This window comes from Pseudoduganella plicata (genome assembly GCF_004421005.1).
GTDB lineage: Bacteria > Pseudomonadota > Gammaproteobacteria > Burkholderiales > Burkholderiaceae_D > Rugamonas > Rugamonas plicata.
In genome coordinates this window covers 5,294,319-5,313,389 of record NZ_CP038026.1, presented here as the reverse complement: position 1 = coordinate 5,313,389, position 19,071 = coordinate 5,294,319, and the positions used below count along the sequence as shown (strand labels likewise).

13 protein-coding genes and 2 pseudogenes are annotated in these 19,071 nt (G+C 59.9%); all 15 read right to left on the bottom strand.

Annotation, left to right across the window (positions count from 1 at the left end):
* Nucleotides 1-8: 8 nt before the first annotated feature.
* Nucleotides 9-1,853, bottom strand: a complete 1,845-nt coding sequence (locus E1742_RS23425; protein WP_229466274.1) for a DUF1800 domain-containing protein — start codon at nucleotides 1,851-1,853, stop codon at nucleotides 9-11.
* Nucleotides 1,854-2,993: 1,140 nt separating this feature from the next.
* Nucleotides 2,994-3,650 (bottom strand): PEP-CTERM sorting domain-containing protein, encoded by a 657-nt coding sequence (locus tag E1742_RS23420; RefSeq protein WP_134387484.1) that lies wholly within the window; start codon nucleotides 3,648-3,650, stop codon nucleotides 2,994-2,996.
* A gap of 852 nt (nucleotides 3,651-4,502) precedes the next feature.
* The gene (locus tag E1742_RS23415) at nucleotides 4,503-6,728 is read right to left on the bottom strand and encodes a DUF4962 domain-containing protein (protein ID WP_229466273.1); all 2,226 of its coding nucleotides are present in this window, start codon (nucleotides 6,726-6,728) and stop codon (nucleotides 4,503-4,505) included.
* Nucleotides 6,729-7,054: 326 nt separating this feature from the next.
* On the bottom strand, nucleotides 7,055-7,765 hold the full coding sequence (locus E1742_RS23410; protein WP_134387483.1) for a glycosyltransferase family 32 protein: 711 nt from the start codon (nucleotides 7,763-7,765) through the stop codon (nucleotides 7,055-7,057).
* Nucleotides 7,762-9,027, bottom strand: coding sequence for a lipopolysaccharide biosynthesis protein (locus E1742_RS23405; RefSeq protein ID WP_134387482.1), 1,266 nt, complete (start codon nucleotides 9,025-9,027; stop codon nucleotides 7,762-7,764). Before E1742_RS23405 ends, E1742_RS23410 begins: the two co-directional genes overlap by 4 nt.
* Complete coding sequence (locus tag E1742_RS23400) at nucleotides 9,024-10,604, bottom strand: hypothetical protein (protein WP_134387481.1); 1,581 nt, start codon at nucleotides 10,602-10,604, stop codon at nucleotides 9,024-9,026. The genes E1742_RS23405 and E1742_RS23400 overlap by 4 nt, the downstream gene beginning before the upstream one ends.
* Before the next feature lie 9 nt (nucleotides 10,605-10,613).
* A complete protein-coding gene (gene epsI / locus E1742_RS23395) occupies nucleotides 10,614-11,297 on the bottom strand; it encodes an exosortase-associated protein EpsI, B-type (RefSeq protein ID WP_134387480.1) in 684 nt (227 codons plus the stop codon).
* Entirely contained in the window at nucleotides 11,294-12,193 is a 900-nt protein-coding gene (gene xrtB, locus E1742_RS23390) for an exosortase B (protein ID WP_371860181.1), read from the bottom strand. The genes epsI and xrtB overlap by 4 nt, the downstream gene beginning before the upstream one ends.
* Entirely contained in the window at nucleotides 12,193-13,071 is an 879-nt protein-coding gene (gene epsG, locus E1742_RS23385; protein WP_229466272.1) for a chain length determinant protein tyrosine kinase EpsG, read from the bottom strand. Before epsG ends, xrtB begins: the two co-directional genes overlap by 1 nt.
* A gap of 13 nt (nucleotides 13,072-13,084) precedes the next feature.
* On the bottom strand, nucleotides 13,085-14,488 hold the full coding sequence (gene epsF / locus E1742_RS23380; protein WP_134387478.1) for a chain length determinant protein EpsF: 1,404 nt from the start codon (nucleotides 14,486-14,488) through the stop codon (nucleotides 13,085-13,087).
* Between the two features lie 29 nt (nucleotides 14,489-14,517).
* Nucleotides 14,518-15,306 (bottom strand): polysaccharide export protein EpsE, encoded by a 789-nt coding sequence (epsE, locus tag E1742_RS23375; RefSeq protein WP_134387477.1) that lies wholly within the window; start codon nucleotides 15,304-15,306, stop codon nucleotides 14,518-14,520.
* A 31-nt stretch (nucleotides 15,307-15,337) separates the two neighbouring features.
* The gene (locus E1742_RS23370) at nucleotides 15,338-16,267 is read right to left on the bottom strand and encodes an EpsD family peptidyl-prolyl cis-trans isomerase (protein WP_229466271.1); all 930 of its coding nucleotides are present in this window, start codon (nucleotides 16,265-16,267) and stop codon (nucleotides 15,338-15,340) included.
* 61 nt (nucleotides 16,268-16,328) lie between these two features.
* Nucleotides 16,329-16,394: pseudogene (locus E1742_RS27435) on the bottom strand (hypothetical protein); the annotation flags it as partial.
* Between the two features lie 62 nt (nucleotides 16,395-16,456).
* Nucleotides 16,457-17,840: pseudogene (locus tag E1742_RS23360) on the bottom strand (undecaprenyl-phosphate glucose phosphotransferase).
* Nucleotides 17,841-17,851: 11 nt separating this feature from the next.
* A complete protein-coding gene (gene epsL, locus E1742_RS23355; protein ID WP_229466269.1) occupies nucleotides 17,852-19,060 on the bottom strand; it encodes an XrtB/PEP-CTERM-associated polysaccharide biosynthesis outer membrane protein EpsL in 1,209 nt (402 codons plus the stop codon).
* Nucleotides 19,061-19,071: the final 11 nt, after the last annotated feature.

Sequence of the window (19,071 nt, the reverse complement as noted above, 5' to 3'; positions counted from 1 at the left end):
GTACCTCTTTATTGCTGAATAATATATTCGGGCGAGGCCATCGTCAGATAGACCGCCAGATACACCCGGTTGGTGCGGCGATAGCTGATGTCAGCCGGATCGGTGTTCCACGCGGCCGGCATCTGAATGGAACGCACCGCGTTCCTGATGTGCGCGCGCGTGGTGGGCGTCATCTGTCCGGCCATCAGCAGCAGGTTAAGTCGATCGACAAGCTTGTCTTCGTCTGCCACGATCGCCAATTCCTTCACGTAGCCAGTGCGAATATCGTAGTTGCGCCCCATGCCGTTATAGATCGCATTTTTCATCGTATTCAGATAACCCACGACAGCCGGCTCGGAGGCGATTTGCAACTCGGGCGCGACCATGTCCGCAGATTCGAGCGCCGTGCCAGGCGGCGCATAGCCGGGACGATAGAAGTTGAAGACGGACGGCGCCCGCAACACGGACTGACCCAAACCGCGGACGGGGTCATCCATGGACCACATGGTGTATTTCCCCGATACGGACGAGGCGTAGAACGCACGCATCCAGTTCGCCTGGCGCAGTACGGGTTCCCGCACCCGCCCGCCCGCGTTGGCACCGGGCCGGCGTGCTTCGTCGTCCAGCAGGATCGCCTTGATCACCGCTTTCATGTCGCCGCGCACACCGGAGCCGTTGTTGTTGAAAGCGGCAGCCACGCGCGACACATACGCCGGCGATGGGTTGCTGGTCACCATGCGCTGGATCAACTGGCGGCCAATGAACGGGCCCACGTTCGGGTGGTTGAACAGCCGGTCGAGCGCTTCCTTCAGCTCGCCTTCCGCGGTGGTCGCGGTGAGGGGACGGCCCAGGACCTGCTTCGTCGAGGTGGAATGGAAATTCGGATAGTTCTGCAGTGGCAGCCAGTCGCGCCAAGGGTCTTCAATGGTACCAAAGAAGCGCGCATTACTCTTGTCGTGGCCGGCCCAGCTCCAGCCAGTAAACACCTTGGCCAGCCCCGCCACGTCATCATGGGTGTACGTTTCGATTGGCTTGCCGTTCTTGAGCTTCTCGGTCCCGTCCTGGTTGAGCTCGTACAGACCGATCGTCATCAGCTGCATCAGCTCGCGTGCAAAGTTCTCATCCGGCACGCGAGTCTCCGTTTCCATTTTATTGCGCAGGAAACTCAGATAAATTGCCATTGCCGGGTGGTGTGCAACGTCATCAAGCAGCGTACGGAAATTTCCGAATGCGTTCTTGCCGAGCATGTCGTAGTAGCCACCCATCATCCGGCCCGAACTCCCCAGATTGTCATCAACAAAGGACACGACGAAAATCTGCGACAGCCCAAAGGCCACCCGCTGGCGCAGTTGATCCTGGCCGGTGCACACCTGTTGCCAAAAGGACTCGTAAAACTGATCCTGTGTCCCCCAGCCGCCAACTCCCGCCTTCCTCATTGCATTGTCGATATACCATCGGTGCATCAGCTGCGGCATCGCGAACTGTTCGTTAAGCCACGGCACCATACCCTTGATCGCTACCTGCTGGATATCGTACATCGTGGCGCCCATGCTGGCCTGTGACAGCAGACGGGATGCTCCGGCCAGCGTGACGCCCGGTGCGGTGGGCACAGTACCGCTCAGTTCACGCGATCTTGCCTCGGAGGGCGCAAGCAATACCGGAATCGCTCCTGCGGTAGCCTCCTGTGCCGCCATGCCACCGGCGATACGCGATGCGGACACAAGGGGCTCTTGCGTAGTAACGACAGACCCGGCCAGCAATGTCGGGGTAGCGCCGCCAGCCTTGACGTCTGGATCGCTGCCAGAGCCGCCGCACGCGGCGAGCAAGGCAAGCAAACAAGCCATACTGACGGCATTTCTCTTAATCCTGGACATTTATTTTCCCTGTGGAACTTTGAACAAAGCGCATATTAAGTGAGGCGGGAACATTGCTGCTGTTCACTTGATATGATTCGGAAGTAAGCTTTGCAATGTTTCATCTTTTTAACGTTATTTCGCCGCATTTTAGAAGCAAAATAGGCGAAGTTTCCGATATGAAAGTGGTCTTAATCAACTATTATGTCAATAAAAGCGCGTACTGTTGCGAAAACGCGACGTTTACTATGTCTTTCGGCGAATTACAGTTGTATTTCTAAGACTTTTCGTGACTCACACAATTGGAAGCCAGTAAAAGGTCGGGAAAACGGCGCGAGGTGGCCTGAAAAGCGGAGATTATGGAGAGAGCGAAAGACTACATTGCGGCGCGGTTCGGATCCGGCCGCGAGGAAGTCACAGGCCTGCGGGATCGGAGAGGGATGCTCGCGCAACCATCGCGAGCCGCCAAGCCTCTGGCGACCAGTCCTGGCGACCAAGCCGCGAGGACAATAGTGCACCGAACAAGACGATCGGTCGCATCATCCTGGACGCCTCGTAAAACTGGGTGCGGCGCTAACGGCGGTCACTTGAGGGGTCCCAGCGAGCGCTGGAGAGTACTTACGTCCGGGACCGAAAACTGCGGTCAGGGAGGAGCGATAGCGTGGAAGAGATCACCGCTGCGCAAGCCAGGGCGCTGCTCTTCTGAACTCCTGCATTGCCCCGCCGTGTCTGGCAGATCTGATCAGCCGCCGATTCAGGGCGTGCACGATAACCGGGGGGAGCAATCGCTTTTCGAACAATGTTTTGCAAAATGGGGGTTATAACCGGTTTTTCACGCCTTCCTGAGGCGGTGGCAGCGGCAGCGAAGGGCTTGGGGTCACGAGGAGTGATGGCTCGCAGGCCATCACTGATGCCCCCTGACAGCGACGATGGCGCGCATCGGCCGCTGTCGGCTCAGTGTTGATGCGCCCCGGTGGCCGCCGCCGAACCGTCCTCGCGATTTCCGGGGCTCGAGCCCTGGTAGATACCGATACAGACGCTGCCCGTTACCTCCACGTCACACGGCAGTGCCATCAACGACACGGCAACGAGAGATACGCATACAGCCGCCATTGCAACTGGAGTGCTGAGGGCCTGCCGCCTGTAACCGTCACGCGACGCCTATTTTCCCTTGCGCCGACGCAGCAGCGGCAGAACGGCGGCACCCATGAGCATCATCGCTGCGGTGCTGGGTTCCGGCACCGGCGCGGCGATACGGATGTCGTCCACGCTCGGGAAATAGCGATCGGGAGCCTGAGCCTGCAATGTCATGGCCTGCACTGCCGCCGTCGAGAGGAAGCCGACAAAACCTTGGCCGATGCCGCCCGAAACCGTCAGCACCAGCACGCCGGTTGCGTCCGTGACGGTGACGTTGATCGCACCGCGGGCGACCGGTTCGCCATTATCGTTGCTGCCGAAGAACGTGCCGCCCAAGCCACGTGTTGCTGCGGAGAAGCCCGAGAACAGCAGCAGGTCGCTGCTGTCAGCACTAGACAGATAGCGGTTGCCGGCGTACTCCGAACCCCAAAGGCCCTGACCCGCGGCGATCGTGTACGACTCGGAACCGGCCTGGCGTACAGCGGCGATGCCTTGGTCGCCGAAAGTCAGGTCATCGAACGAATCGGTCCCCAGGCGCCCTGCTGCGGTGGCGAACTGGGTCTGATCCTCATAAATAGTGATCGACGACGTATTGCTTACAACGGTCACTGCAGCGTTGGCAAAATTTGCCAGCGAAAACACGGCCGCAACGGTTACGGCAGCTAGGTTTTTTGAAAACACGCTATCCTCCTTATTGTTGACCTTCTAGAAGCACCCATTAGCATTTCACTATACCGTTACAATAAATGCAAGGTCCGCACCGTTAAAATCCTCGTTTGCGCAACGGGAGTGTAGGACAACAACACCCGCGGCCGGATCAATCATGTTTCCACAGTTGGACGTTGCAGCGCCCGATGTGGTCAGCGCGGGGCGGGCTTGCACCGACCAGGTTGCGCGCAAGCAGGCCGCGCAACGGTGCTCCGTCAGCCACGACCTGCCCCTTCCGCATCAACTTCCAGCCGGGAATAATACTGCTGCAGGAATTGCCGCGGTTGAGGGCGGGGTTCTTCGCTGGAGCTTGTAAAGCCAGCTCAGGTCATGCGGGAGGTAGCGGCTGGCACCGCCACGGAATTGGAGAGCCATGCCTGATCAAGCTGGGATGGCGATCCGCGTTTGCATGGAGACGGGTCCGGAACGCGAATGCGCTGGCGCAGATTAACCGCCCGGTGTTCTACGCAGGCCCCCTGCACAATGCACGGCACGCCGCCGCAGCATCGGTCGCCGACAGCACGTAATGGTGAGCAGCGGAGCAGGCAGTCAGTTGCTCGGCAGTGACAGCCTCCGGCCCTGAGACGAAATCGAAGATCCTGGACGAAGTCGACAGCATCGCCTTCCCAAGAAGGGGCGGACGGCATAGCATTGATCACGGCGGCGGTTTGGCAGATCGACTTTCTGGCGGCCATCATCGACCAACTACAGACCTCCACCACGACCACCTTCTCAGTTCGTCAAACTCGTCGCCCCCCATTCCCACGTAGAACCGAAAAAAAGGCTGCCCGGAGGCAGCCTTTGTACAGTAAGACCGAAGCCCGGTTACTGTGGCAGTACGATTGACGTCGTCCCGACCACCAGTGTGCGACCGGAGGTGGAGCGGCGCAGCGATACCGGCGGACGCTTGCAACCGACATCCAGCACCACCAGGAACTCGGCGGAAGTAGCCGCGGTACCTTTTACCCATGCGCCATGATACTCGGCGTAGTTGGGGTTCGCCGGGCCGGTCAGCGGCTTGTACGTCGTGCCGTCCGTCGACAGCGAGCTGATGCAAAGCGAGCGATCGACGTTCGTCACCTTCAGCGCGCTGGCACTCTCCGCCACGATCGGCGCCCGAGTATGCAGATTCCACTCGAACTTGCGGGCCGTTGGCGATGCCAGCTTGTCCAGCACGACCACCGTGTCGCTGTTGCGGAGGTACCAGACCGAACGCGTCGCGGTCGTCAAGGCACCGCCGTAAGCCGGCACCGCGTCGCCTTGTGCGTAATCGACGGTAGGAGTGGCCGAGAACGCCGTGATCTTCCCGTTACGCAGCAGGTTGTTCACGTTATCCGTCGTGATCTGTCCCACGCCGCCATCAAAAGTGATGGCGTTGTGCGCTTTCGTCTGACGGTACCATGAAATACCCAGAGGCGAAGCATAATAGTCCTGGTAGCCTGCTTCGATCAGCATCCGGCGACCGCCACTGTCGATGACCAGTGAATTCTGATCGCCGTGGCTGTGGTTGTACGAACCGTACGGGCTCGACTTGAAGTACACCGACGTCCTCCCCCGATCTGCCAGATTGCTGTGCATGGCCACCCAGCCGGTGCTTGGCAGGACAATCGCGTTCGGCGGGGGCGCCGGCGCGGCGACGGTGTCCACGGGCAGCGGATACGGCGCCTGCAGCAGATGCAGTGGAGGTTCGTCGCCAATGGTGTTTCGGACATACCATGCCGCTGCGGGCGTGGCAATGCGCCCCATAAACGATTTCAGTTGCGGCGTATACAGGTAGGACTCGTGCTGATCGCCAAATACCAGACCCGTTGCGCCGGGCGGCATGAACTCGGCAATCATGTTCGCGAAACCGACGGTCCATGGCTTCTTGAACAGATCCACACCGGTCGCGCGCGCCAGAGGCTGCCACAGCTGGATGAAAAAGTCCGTCGAGTACATCGCATAGGCACCGCCGTTGGCATAGCCGCCCTCGTTGCCGCTCCACGGATTGACGGAATTGATGTACGCCCGCACCGTAGCGTCAAACCACGCCGACGCTTCCGGGAAGTCACCCAGCGTCAGCGCCGACACGGTCGCCAGATACAGCAAGGCAGTTCCGCCGTGCGAGTCGTATGGCAACTCGTCCAGACGGAAGTTGTTGGAGATCAAATCGTTGTACATCGGCGTCACGCGCGTCTTGATCACTGCCTGCCACTTGGCCCGACGCGTCGCGTCGAGGTCGCCGTCGATCAGGTCCATCGCTTTGACGAGCGAAATGATGATCTGACGGTGAACGATATCGTGATTGACGTAGCTCGTCATGCCGTTCGGGTCGAGTGCAGCCAGGGCATCGCCGCGGCGCAACGCTTCGTCGAAGTAACGCGACTCTTTCGTCAGGCGGTACAGCAGCGCTGCCGATTCCAGCTGGCGCACGTTCTGGCCGATCACGTTCGTGATGGTGCCGAGATATGCCTGGCGCGCCGCACTTGGCGTCGACGAGGTGACAGGCCACTGCGAGTCCGCCGGGATAGTGTAGGTCGTAACCTGTTTTAGAACGTCGGTCGTGAGTTTCGTCAGCGCAGGGCCGCGCTTCGCGCGCAGTTCCGGAGACCAGTTGCTGGCCATGAGGAAGCCCTGCTCGACTGAACGCGGGTGGGGGCGCGACAGGACGGTGGCGCGCAGCGCGTCGTTTTCCGGCACTTCAAATACCGTCGAGCTGGCGTTGATCACGAACGAACGCGGCGTCGACCAGTCAACCACGTGCGTGGGGCGCACCCGCCACGTATAGGTGTTGTTCGGAAAACGCCGGGATGGCAGATAGAAGTTCCGCGACGTGGTGTACGTCGCGTACACGGTGCTGCCAGCCGATACTTCGACGATATAACCGGGGGCGTTGCGGTATTTCGCCCATGTGAAGGAAGGCGGGTTCTGTGCCTGCACCGCCAGAGACGTCGGGGCCGCACGCACGACCGCCATGTTTGACGAGAGTGCCCAGTCGGCGCGGCTCGGACCTGCCATCAGTGCCAGCGCAGCAGCAACGCCGACCCCGATCGCGTGTTTGAAGACCTTCATTCTAACTCCTGTGTTTGGTACGTCGTGGCGCGCATGAAGCGGCGCCAACTGGAACATGCCGCATGGAAACGAGCGACCTGGGACGTAATATACACGGAGCGAACAAAAAAATCGTTGCCACAAGGTAATGAACTGAAACTTTTTTTGAGAATGTGTTGAAAACGCCGCATTGATATATCGATGCAATAACTGATTATCAAGGATCTTGACTTCGGTGCATCTCTTGCTCAGTCGCTAAAACACATAATAAATACTCATCGATATCCGGCGCGGATGAAACGTGGCCGCCGTTACTCGCTCATCCGGGCGGCGGCACATTTGCGCACTCAGGAACTGAAGGGCGTGAAGGATAATTCCCAGTTGAGCTTGATTGACAATGCGCGACGTATTCTGGCAATTGCGCGTTTGTACCGAGAGTCAGCCCACGAAACCACGGGACCATAATGATGGATACCGATAGTCGAGGCGGTAACATCACTGAACATCAATTGTCTTGCGTTCGGCTTGCGTGAGCGGTCATATGGATTGAACGGGTAGAAGGTTTCTTCCGCCAGTATCAGGGCGCTCTGCGGTGAGTGCAGCGAGATGGCATGCTTAACGATCACCGGCGATGTGGCGAAGATGCGCTTGCGCGGCAATTCCTCGTCCATCAGGCGGCGCGCCGTCAGCATAACCGGATCGTTCGCGCTACAGGCGATAAACCCGGTGGCAATGCTCATCGGCGACTCGCGAGCGATCACGCAGTTATCGTGGTCGAGAATACTGTCGAGCGACTGAATCAGCTCGACGTCGGTGTCGAGATAGATCCCTCCGTGTTTCGCTAGCGCGTCGAAGCGCACATAGTCCGCGACAAAAGCCCATTTCTTCCGGGCAATGGCCTCTTTGCAGTATATATTATCGATATTCGAATTCGATTCATTCCACAGCCGCAATTCATAGTCAGGGCAATACTTTCGCCAAGACTCAATACACCGCTGGTGAATCGCACCCATCTGGCCATCGCCGAACCAGCAATAATGAATAATCTTGGGAATCATGGTTGCAAAGTATATTTACTGTTGAGAAGAGTTATTTTAACGGCCGCGACAACGAATACGTGCACCAGGAAGGCACTCAACGCGCCAATCAGTCCGAATGCCCAGGTGAGCAGCCACAGCAGTCCAAGGTACAGCAAGTTCGTCAGGACTGTGATGAGCGTCGACCGTTTCAGATTACCCAGTGCCCAGTAGAGGGAGTGGGTGGTGATGAACCCGCCCGCGACCACGGCGCTGAGCAGCACGACAAAAAACTCGCCCTGATAATCCTGCAGCACTGGGAACAGGTAGGGCATCCACAATCCCTTCAGCGCAAAACACCCGAATGCCGCCAGAGCGGACACGCCAAACAGCAGCTTCATCGTTCGTCGCCACAAGCCAAACGCGGCGGGAATATCGCCGGCGTTTACGCGGGCAGCGAACTCAGGGATCGACGTCGAGTAGAACGGCGCTGTCGCCATATTGATCAGGCTGTAAATGCGTTTCAAGATCGCAAAGACGCCGAGGTTATGCCCGGGCAAGGTGAAGCCAATGATAATGCGGTCGAGCTGTACCACCGGCAGGTCGCAGATGGCCTGCAATGTACTCCACCGGCCGGCATCGATCAACTTACGCTGGTTAATGGCGTTCGCGTCGAGCTGGCCTTCCACGCCGTGCCGCCAGCGGAAAATCATGTAGAACAACAACAGGAAGCGTACCAGCTCCGGCAGCACAAACGCGGCCACGAGCATGGAAATCGACGGGCTGAAACGCGCGACGAGCATCAGCAGTACAAGTTTGATCAAACTGGCCAGGAAGCCCGCCATCATCAATACGTTATATTTATTCACCAGGCGGAAGTACGCCGTGTGTGTGCCCAGCATGGGGAATACCGCTGCCACGGAGAGCAGCAACACCTCGAGGGTGCTGAACTTGCCGAACTGCTTGATGCCGAACAGGGACAGGGCGGTCAGGAGCACGAGCACGACAGCAATACCGACCGATTCGAACGCGAAACTGCGCAGAACGGCGCGGCGCAGCGCTACATGCCCCATGCGATGTCCCGGCAGCGCGATCAACAGGCCTTGCCAGTACTGGAACGTACATACGGTAAAGACGGCGAGCGCAATCGCCTGGACGAGAACGAGCTGCCCATAGCTTTCGACGCCCATGATTTTCAGCATGATGGGGATCGTAATCACGCTCACCCCCGCACCCGCCACATTCAGCAGGAACATCATGGAGCTGTTCTTGACGAGATTGCGGAAAGCCGCGTTCGCCGTCATGCCGTTTTCACGGCAGGCATTGCCACCGGGGAGGCCGAGCTGACGGTGGAGGACTCACCTTTGTCGTGGTAGCGGCAGCATTGTACGATCCAGCCGAGGCTCAGGAAGCACAAGAGCTGAACGGTAGGTTCGTCGAGCAGCGCGCGGTTGTAGAACAGTGTCGTCAGGAGCAGGGTGAGTGTCCCTACTGACGCATCGACAATGCTGAGAATTGCCGGGCTTGCGGTACCGCGCCGGACGAAGCGAAAGCCCGCGACAATTCCTGTCACGAGGAAAACGATGTAGCAGAGCAATCCCACCACACCGACATCCCACAATAACGCTGCCACTGTCGTTGCGGCGATCCCCAGTGGCCGATAGCGCATCGCCACTACGCCGAAACCTGTCGCGGAGCTGCTGGCGCTGGCACCGGGTCCATACCCGATCAGCCGCTCTTTCGTTGCCGAGACGCTGTCGCGATACCACAGCATCATCGAGGCGCCCCGGCTTACCTCGCCCGTCCGGTTATTAATGTTGTTCGGATCGATAGCATAGCCGGAGATATAGTCGAGCTTTTCAGCCAGAGTCTCGGCGTGGGCCGCGCCAGCTTTCCAGTACATGGCTTTATAGGCCGCATACGTACCCGCGGTGAACGCAAGCACAAGGCACGAATACATAATAAACCCCACGACGTTGCGCAGCACGCGACGCCGCAGGATCCACAGCACGCCCAAGGGGAGCCAGACCAGCGCCGCCTTCACCTCGCCGAGCAGGATCACGGCGAGTACGCACGCCGTGGTGCAAACAAGGACCGAAGTGCTCGTCAGCCCTCTCGACCAGCGGGCCAGGACGAACATCAGCGTCGCAATGGCGAATATGACCATAATCGCACTCATGCCGCTACCAAATGTGCCGGAAATGGCATCCCAGCCAACAGTGCTCACCATGATGAAGTGCTGATATACCACCACCGGCACCTGCAGCACCGTGATCATCACGAGAATCCACCACAGACGCGTGATGCGCTCTTCCTGCCAGTTGAACCAGTAAAACGCGAACAGAACGCCAAACATCGGCAATGTGAACCGTACAGTCGAAATGATCTGGAGCGGCGTCGCGTGGCCGAGAGCCAGACTGAAGAAGTAGCACAGCAGATACAGCGACGCCGCCGTGATGACGGTCCCCGGTCCAGGGAACTGGCGCGAAGGCGCGGGCGTGCTGCCGCGCCGGTTCGTCAGCTCAAGAATGGCGCGAATGAAGAACAGTCCGCACAGCATCGTCGCCAGCCAGGTCGCCAGCCGCATGTTGAATGCATATTGAGCTGATCCCTGGATCACGAACACCATCACCAGCAGGAGCGGCATCAATACCCGGGTATTGATGAGGAACAGGAGAGGCAGAAATAACAGCAGCCCCGACAGCGCAACCGTCAGCTGCACGGCGCCCAGGCCGACGACTGCGCCCATCAGGAGCGCAATGGAGATAGCACCCAGTACCATCATTGCCGCGGACGCCTTTGGCGCCTTGAAGCGGGCACGGGCAGAGGTGCCCGGTCGCAGCCTGCCGGGCAGGTGCAGCTTTTGTAGCAGAGAACTCATAGGGAATACTTAGTCGCCTGTTCCGCTGAAATGAGACCGCGAGGCCGGTGGCAGTGCATCCATCAACTGAGCGACGAACTGCTCCTGCAGGCGGTATCCCGCCTCCTTGTCCGCAGTGACGTTGGAGACGCGCATCAAGGTAGCGTCCGGAATCAGCCCGCGCACAGCATATGCCAGCTTCTCTTTCTTGACTTCCCACGACGTTGGTACGGCCCGATTGCCGACAACAACCCAGTAAGTGATCGGTTCAATGCGCGTGTTCAGGGTAGCCATCGTGCGGGAGACAGGGATCTTGCCGGCAACCGTCGTCAGCTGGCCACGTACGGTCTGCTCCACCGCGAAGCCCTGGCCACCGTAGCAGCCTTCAGGGAAGTGCACCGCAAGGTTGTCGCGCTGGTCGGTGCCATACGCAATCGATAGCATGATGCGCTCGCCGCTGCTGTTGACGTACGTACGCGACAGGGTTTCCGCATAGATCTTGTTCAGTTCCGCGACGGTGGTCGGGTTGACGACCGCGGCAACCTGGGCCTTGTCCACCTGCCAGTCGCCAAAGCGTTCCGGAATACTTTGCGCCAGCACGATAGGCGGGCGCGTCTCCGACAGCTTGACCGTCGGTGTGATTGCCACAGTCGCCCAGGCGGACAGCAACATCGTGCCGCCCAGTATCCAGCTGGTAATCGTCGACCGCTTCATCGCATTTCCTTTTTCTGACGATAAGTAACAAACCACTGCAGCAGCGAATCGATGCCGAGAATGAGGACCAGGGCACTGACGAACAGCACCATCCCGGCGAAACCGTGCAGGAAACCCTGTCCTGCCGCGTCACCCCAGTGGTATGTGATCAGGGTCAGCACCATCACCCGCATTACATTCGCTGTGAAGGAGATCGGGATGATCATCAGTGCCAGCGCCACGTTGCGGAACGTAGACGTGTGACGCACGACGTTCAGGTAGAACAAGCCAAGCGCTTCCAGCGTCAGGAGCGTCTGCAGACCTGCACAGGCGTCCGCCACGAGCAACTGATATTGGCCGATCTGTAAAATGACGCCGCTGCGGGCGATCGGGTAGCCGGCCCAGTACAGAATATGCTCGCTCACATACGAAACCGCCATCTTCATCGGCAATGTCAGTGCCGCAACCACCGCCGATGGCAGCGGAACCATGAATAACATGAAGAAGAACGGGAACCAGACGACGCGCAATGCCGGCGTACCCAGCTTGATGCACAGCAAACCCGCCACGATGGCGATAAACGAACCGATCTCGAACGCGAGAATCTGCTGCGAACGGCCGAAGATGTACAGCAGCAGGCCGACGACGAACAGCAGCCAGCCGGCGATGGTGCCCTTGCCGGGCTGCGCCGCGGCGAGCATCTCATGTCGTTTGCGCCAGATCAGCCAGATCGACAGGAACAGGATGATGGGACCATGCGCCTGTTCCTCGGACATCCAGATACCCGTGAACAGCGAGTAGAACGACGGGATATACAGGACAAGAAATCCAAACGTTATGGGCAGCCAGTCCAGCAGCCCGTCGGGGCGCTGCCGGGTTCCGGCAGCCAACACCTGCTCGCGCGCCATCGGTATCATCAGAAGTCCACCAGAACGGATCCGACCACCTGTGCGCCCGACTGAACCAGCTGCTCGGTCGCCGCATGGACCTCGGCAACGCTCGTATGGTTCTTCCGGACCACCAGCAGCACGCCACCGATGCGCGACGCCACCGCCAGCGCATCGGAACCGATCGAGAACGCGGAAGCATCGTAGAGCACCGTATCGTACTGGGCCTCGAGTTCGCGCGACATCGTTGCGAACGTCGAACGGCTCAGCAGTTCCAGCGGGTTCGGCGGCAGCGTACCCGCACTCAGCACGGACAGGTCGACGAACGAATCAATTTTCGCGATTGCGTCGCGGCCGACACGGCCCGCGAGCATGTCGGAGAGCCCCTGGCTGTTGCGCAGATCGAAAATGCGCGCCTGAGCAGGGGCACGCAGGTTCGCATCGACCAGCAGCGTCTGCTCGCCCAGCTGCGAGAACACGACGGCCAGGTTTGCCGCAAACAAGCTGGCGCCTTCGCCCGGCGCCACACTGGCGATCACGAGCGACTTATGGCCGCGTGCCATCCAGCGCAGCATCAGCTGGCTGCGCACGGCACGCAGGCGTTCCACCTGCGGGCTGAATGGCTGGTAGGCCGCGACGAGCTTGTCCGAAAACTTACCGGCGCCCGGCTGCAGGTACGGGTAGTCGAACTGGCGCGCCAGGATTTCCTGGATGTCGGACTCGTTGATGAGACCGAGTCGCTGTGCCGCCTCGCCGAAGCGGATGCCCAGCTCTTTTTGCATACGCAGCACGCGCTCGGCGTTTTCCGGCGTAATCTTGCCCGATTCAAGCAGCAGGCTGCCGATATTGGACTCGCCGCCGCGGTTCACGGACGCAGGAGGAGTAACCGATTGCAGTGCGGAATTCATGTTCTGTTCCATCCTAGTTGAGGCGCAGTTTGCGCGGCGTGAAAATGTTGAATGGGCTCAACCGTTTGCGGGCTGGGGCCTTCCACGAAATGTCGCCCAGCACGGGGATCTGCAGCAGATCGCTGAGGTCGCCGTCGCTGCGCACGCGCCGGTCGATCATCTCCGCCAGCATTGAGAAACCGACGCCCAGCAGGGTGCCCATGAACAGCGCCAGGATCGTATTGAGCATGACCTTTGGACCCGATGGGCGCAGCGGGGCCACCGCCGGGTTCAGTATTGCGACGTCGGACTGGTCCGCCTGGCCTTCGATACGGGTCTGCGCCAGACGCTGCGACGTCACGTCAAAGGCACGCAGCGCGCTTTCGACATCCTTCTGCAGGACGTTCATCTCATCGCGGGTACGGTTCAGTTCCAGCACTTTTGTTTTCTGTTCCGCCAGGGCCTGGCGCAGCGCGCCTTCGCGCTGCACAAGGATGGAAGCGTTGTTGCCGACCGAAGCCGACGTCGAGCGCGTCGCGGTAGTCAGTTCGGTGCGCAGGCGATCCGCCTCGGCACGGGCGCTGAGATATTGCGGATGATTACGACCCAGGCGTTGGCCGATTTCCGCCAGCCTGCTCTCGGCGGTCGCCAGGCTCATCTTCAGATTCTGCACGATCGGGTTATTGGCCACGTCCGGCGCATCGGCGTTGCCCTGTGCGGAACGCTGGCGCGAAGTTGCCTCCATCGCCTGCGACTGCGCCGCCACGAGCTGCGCCGACAGGTCGTTCAGGCGCTGGGTTTCGACGTCCAGGCGGTTGTCGACACTGACGATACCGTGGTCCTGCTGGTACTTCGACAGGCGGCTCTGCGCCGCTTCCAGGTTGTCGCGCAGCTGCTTGGTCTGGTCGTTGAAGTAGCCGGTGGCCTTCTTCATCGGATCGGCCTTCAGCTGGATGGTGGCACGCTGGTATTCCTCGGCAAACGAGTTTGCCACGGCTGCGACGAACTGCGGATCGCTGCCGGAGAAGCTGATGTTGACGACACTGCTTTCGCGCGAAGGCTGGACTTCCACCTTCTGCAGCAGCAGATCGGCCAGCCAGTCGCGCACGGTGCCCTCGCCTTTGGTTGCCTCGTTGTATTGCGCAATGACGGCAGGGCTTTCCGCCAGCTTCATCCTGTCAACCACCCGCAGTGCGACGTTCTTGCTGGAGATGATGTCGATCTGGGTGGCCATATAGCCGGGCATCAGCTGGCCGGGCATGGCCAGACCGGTCACCGGGTCGACACCCTTGTAGTTCATCAGCACGGATGCCGAGGCCTTGTAGGTCTTCGGCAGCAGCATGCTGACGATCATCGTCGCGCCGACCGTCAACAGCAACGTCGCGAACAGAATCCAGCGTCGAGCGCGGAGGATCAGGAAAAACTGGTGGAAATTCATAGCAAACTCTCAAATGGGTTTAATGCGGGTCAGAACCAGCTTTCCTTCACATACACTACATCGTCCGTCTGGACCAGGTCGTCATGTTTCGCCGGAATGATCTGTTGTTTGCCTTGTTCGTCGCGACGCTTGATGACGATGCCGCGCTGCGTACCGCGCTGACTCAGGCCGCCGCCAACCGACAGTGCCTGCAGCACTGTCATGGAACGCTCGAGCCGGAACGCGCCCGGGCGCTGCACTTCGCCGTAGATGTAGAAGCGTGGTGCACGTTCGACATAGATGATGTCGTTCGACGCCAGCTCCAGGTCACGGTTCAGCTGACCGGTGCGGACCATCTCGATGATGTCGATGGATTCCTTGGTCGGCTTGCCGTTCACCTTGCGGATCAGCGTAATGGTATCGCCGCCGTCCGGACCAATGCCGCCTGCAACGGCCAGCAGGTCCATAACGGTGCGCTTCGCCTCGAGCGGGTAGCGGCCTGGACGGTTAACATTGCCCAGGACGGATACCAGGCTGCTTTGCGCGCCGGTCACGATGATGTTGACCTGGGCCTTGCGGACATAGCCGCCGCTCTCAAGCAGACCGGCAAGCTTCTTTTCCGCCTGTGGCACGGACAAGCCGCCCACCTGCACCTGCCCCACCAGCGGGAACGTAATGGTGCCGTTGTCGGTCACCCGTGTTTCCAGTCCCAGATCGGGGCTGCCGTACACGGAAATCTTGACGACGTCCCCCGGGCCCAGCGTCGATTGCGCGGAGGCAAAGCCGGCGGCGCCTGCCAGCATCAAGGCGGCCAGCCAAAACATGAATCGCTTGAACATTTTATCCCTCTTGTATTGATTTATTGTCGTGTTACTTCAGCCCGGCCACGCCGCGTGCATGCGCGTCGGGGTTGGCCGCCGGCTGCGCGCCGGCGTTAGGTGCCGCCGCCGTGGCCGGTGCCTGCGTCTGGCCGAGGTACTCGATCTTCGCAGAGGCGCGCAGACGCTTGAGTTCCGCTTCGGCTGCTTCCTTGTTCTTTTTGTTGACCAGGAACTGCTCGATTTGCGGCGTTGCCTGTGCCAGCGTGACCGGAGCATCCTTCACCTCGTTGATGGACAGCAGCATGCTGCGGTCACCTTCGCGGATGATGAACAGCTGGCCCTTCGGCATCGCCAGCAATTTGCCGGCCAGCTCCGGTGGCAGTTCCTGCGTCGAACGTGCCAGCTGACCGCGACCGTATTTCACCTTGTGCTCATCGAGCCAGGCCGCGACTTCATCCAGCGACTTCGAGGCATCGATCGCCGCCTTGACATTGTCAGTTACGTCGCTCGAGGCCAGGACGAGCTGGCGCATGTCGAAGACCTTGCGGCTGGCGAACAACTGCGGGTTTTTGTTGAAGTATTCCTCGACTTCCGTCGCCGTCGGACGAGCAATCGTGCCGACCCGCTTTTGCAGGTAGGCCTGCGCCACGATGGTCGACTTGGCACGCTCGATCGCCTGCATGACCTTCGGATCGCGGTCCATCTTCTCCTTGGTAGCCTCGGATTCGAGCAACTGGCGGTCGATCAGCGCTTCGAGCATCTGCTTGCGCGCCGCTTCCTGGCGCGCGGCAGGCACGTTGGCGCGCATCAGCTCCTCATTGAGCTGCAACACCGTGATCTCCTGACCGTTGACGCTGGCGAGCGCCTGACCCGGCTTTTTCTCTGCCTTGCCACCGCATGCGGCAAGCGTCGCGACCAGCAGCATGGCCGCAGTGCACATCATCGAGCGTTTGAACCGAGACTGCTGGATGTCTTTCAAGATTACTCCTCCGATTAATTGATATCGCGCAATGACGGGCGATTGAACATTTGCAAAATTATCACACTAGAAGCAATTTGGCAACATAATGCACCTTGCGTCCCGTCGGCGTGATGACAAACCTGCGTTGTCACTATTCTAACGGTCTACGGGTGGCCATGTCTGAATAAATGCTTAAACTACGCTTTATCAGTGCGCGTTTTCGCGCGCTAATACCACCTTGACTGTCTTGATGATGATCCACAGGTCGAGCCACAGCGACCAGCTGCGCAGGTAGTCCAGGTCGTAGCGGATGCGCGCTTCCATCTTGTCCAGTGTGTCCGTCTCGCCACGCATGCCGTTGACCTGGGCCCAGCCGGTAATGCCCGGCTTGGCCTTGTGCCGCAACATGTATCCCTTGATAAGCTTGCGATATTGCTCATTGTGCGCCACTGCATGGGGCCGCGGCCCGACAATACTCATCCTGCCCTGCAGCACATTAATAAACTGTGGCAACTCGTCCAGCGACGTCTTGCGCAGGAAGCCCCCCCACTTTCGTTACACGCTGATCGCCCTTCTTTGCCTGGACGACGTTGGCGCCGTCTTCGGTGACCGTCATCGAACGGAATTTGTAGACGTAGATCTGTTCGCCGTACAGGCCATAGCGGCGCTGCCGGAAGATGATCGGGCCCGGAGAGCTCATCTTCACCGCGATGGCGATCAGCAACATCAGCGGCGACAGCAGCAACTGGATGATCAGTGCCAGCACGATGTCGCTGGCCCGCTTGACTAGGCTGTTGAAACCGGTGAATGGCGTCTCGCAGATCGCGATGACGGGCATGCCGCCGACACTGTCGAACCGGGCCTGCATGAGGTCGAATACATAAATATCGGGCAGGAAGTAGACCGACGCCGTCGTGTCCTGCAGTTCGTCGAGCAACTTGCGGATGCGCGGCTGGGCCGAGATCGGCTGGCTGATGAAGATCATCTTGATGTTGCTCTCGCGGACAAACGCCGCCACGTCGCTCATCTTGCCCAGTACCGGGTAGCTCAGGTTCGCCGGGTGGCGGTCCGCCGTACGGTCGTCGAAGAATCCGCGCACCTGCATGAAGAGACCGGGGTAACGCTCGGTCGTCTGCGCGAACTTGATGCCGACGTCGTTGACGCCGACGATCAGCACCGAGCGCACCTCGCTGGCACTGGCCGGGTTGGTTCCCACCTTGCGTGCGGCCAGGTGGCTGGCCAGCAGGACAAACGGCGTGGCGACGAACCACGTCAGGACCACGCGCTCCTCGTAGTGGTAGTCCAGGCCGCTTACCGAGCCCAGCAGGACGAGGACCGCTGCGGTCAGCGCCCACCCTACCGTCACGTCACGCGAATATGCCAGCATCCGGCCGCTGCGCCAGGTGCGGTATGGGTCGATGTGCTGATAGATGGCGGAAGAGATGAAGAACGCCAGTATCATCAGCACCAGAGAATAGCCGGTAAAGGGCTCGCCGTACAGCATCGAGGATGCATACAGCATGCCCATGATGATCAGCGGATCGAGGATGCGCTGAAAGAAAGAAATCAGTGGAATTTCGTTGATTGTCATTGCGAACTTCTTCAGAACTGCACGCTGGCATTAATTGACGCGCCCTTGGCGCGGTAGTCGCTGGAGCCGACCAGGCGGCTGCCCGTGCGCTTGTCCAGGAAGCCACTGGCGCTGATCTGGACGCTGCGCAGCGGTGCCCAGACGAGCGTCACCGTGTTCCCCTCGAGTTTGTCGTCGCCGTCACCCGTGAAGATCGCCGCGGACGTCTGTTCGAACTGGCGCTTCTCGCGGCGGGCCGTCACGCTCGCCTGCACCTTGGCGGAAATATCCCAGGTTGCACCGACACTGACACCTTTGTTCAGGCTGTTTGTGATGATCGAGCTCTCGACCGCCGCGAACTCGCGCCAGGCGCCCGCCGTGAACCGGACCTTGCCGAGCGGCGCCCAGTTGACAGTCACCCGGCCGTTCGCGCCGCTCGAATCGCGGCTGGTGAAGCGGTCGTGCTTGCGCTTAGCGTAGCCGGCCAGCAGCCGGACCTGCGTGATGCCGCTGGCAAGCCAGTAGACATTGGCTTTCAGCTCGTCCTGCACGTAATCGTCATCAAGGCGCTGACCATTTACGAGGCGCGGGGTGTCGTACTTCCCCTCCAGGCGCCGGGCAACGATACCGAACTTGCTGCCGCTGGCCGCCAGGAAATCGGTGCCCGCCTCGCTGATGTCCTCGGTACGGTTGTTCAGGCGCTGCGCCGGCAATTCGTATTCGAACTTGTTGCGCACGAAACTGCCGCGCACTTGCCAGCTCGGGTGGAAGCGCCACGCCGCGTTGCCATAGCGCGAGCTCTGCGTTCTCACGTTGCGCTCGTCGTTGTGGTAGTCGGTAAAGGACGTCAGCGTTTCGACGTACGTGCCGCCGACATTGCCGTTGAGGTGGTTACCCAGCTGCCAGGCCCAGTCGGCCGCGAAATCCTTGCCGTTGTAGTCGAGCTGGTCGTAGTGTTCGAATGTGACGCGCGACACCTTGGCGCGGCCCGTCAGGCGCTGGCGGCTGATCTGGCGATCGAACAACAGCCCAGCCTGCGCCGATCTCATGCGGTCCGACCGCTGCTCGCCTGGAGCCACGTTGTCGGACAGGCGCAGCAGGTTATCGTCATAGGTGTAGCCGATGACGGCAATCGGATGGATGGTATCGCTGATTTGCGCCTGGGCGGCACCGGAGCACAGCCACGCGGCGAAGGCGATCGGCGCATACCTTACAACATTGGACTTATCGTTCAGCATCATTACACTCAATT

Excerpts from the sequence above, each read along its gene's own strand:
- E1742_RS23425 (WP_229466274.1), bottom strand. The coding sequence starts at position 1,853 with ATGTCCAGGATTAAGAGAAATGCCGTCAGTATGGCTTGTTTGCTTGCC.
- epsE (WP_134387477.1), bottom strand. The coding sequence starts at position 15,306 with ATGTTCAAGCGATTCATGTTTTGGCTGGCCGCCTTGATGCTGGCAGGC.
- epsI (WP_134387480.1), bottom strand. The coding sequence starts at position 11,297 with ATGAAGCGGTCGACGATTACCAGCTGGATACTGGGCGGCACGATGTTG.
- epsG (WP_229466272.1), bottom strand. The coding sequence starts at position 13,071 with ATGAATTCCGCACTGCAATCGGTTACTCCTCCTGCGTCCGTGAACCGC.
- epsF (WP_134387478.1), bottom strand. The coding sequence starts at position 14,488 with ATGAATTTCCACCAGTTTTTCCTGATCCTCCGCGCTCGACGCTGGATT.
- epsL (WP_229466269.1), bottom strand. The coding sequence starts at position 19,060 with ATGATGCTGAACGATAAGTCCAATGTTGTAAGGTATGCGCCGATCGCC.
- E1742_RS23405 (WP_134387482.1), bottom strand. The coding sequence starts at position 9,027 with ATGACGGCGAACGCGGCTTTCCGCAATCTCGTCAAGAACAGCTCCATG.
- E1742_RS23415 (WP_229466273.1), bottom strand. The coding sequence starts at position 6,728 with ATGAAGGTCTTCAAACACGCGATCGGGGTCGGCGTTGCTGCTGCGCTG.
- xrtB (WP_371860181.1), bottom strand. The coding sequence starts at position 12,193 with ATGATACCGATGGCGCGCGAGCAGGTGTTGGCTGCCGGAACCCGGCAG.
- E1742_RS23410 (WP_134387483.1), bottom strand. The coding sequence starts at position 7,765 with ATGATTCCCAAGATTATTCATTATTGCTGGTTCGGCGATGGCCAGATG.
- E1742_RS23400 (WP_134387481.1), bottom strand. The coding sequence starts at position 10,604 with ATGAGTTCTCTGCTACAAAAGCTGCACCTGCCCGGCAGGCTGCGACCG.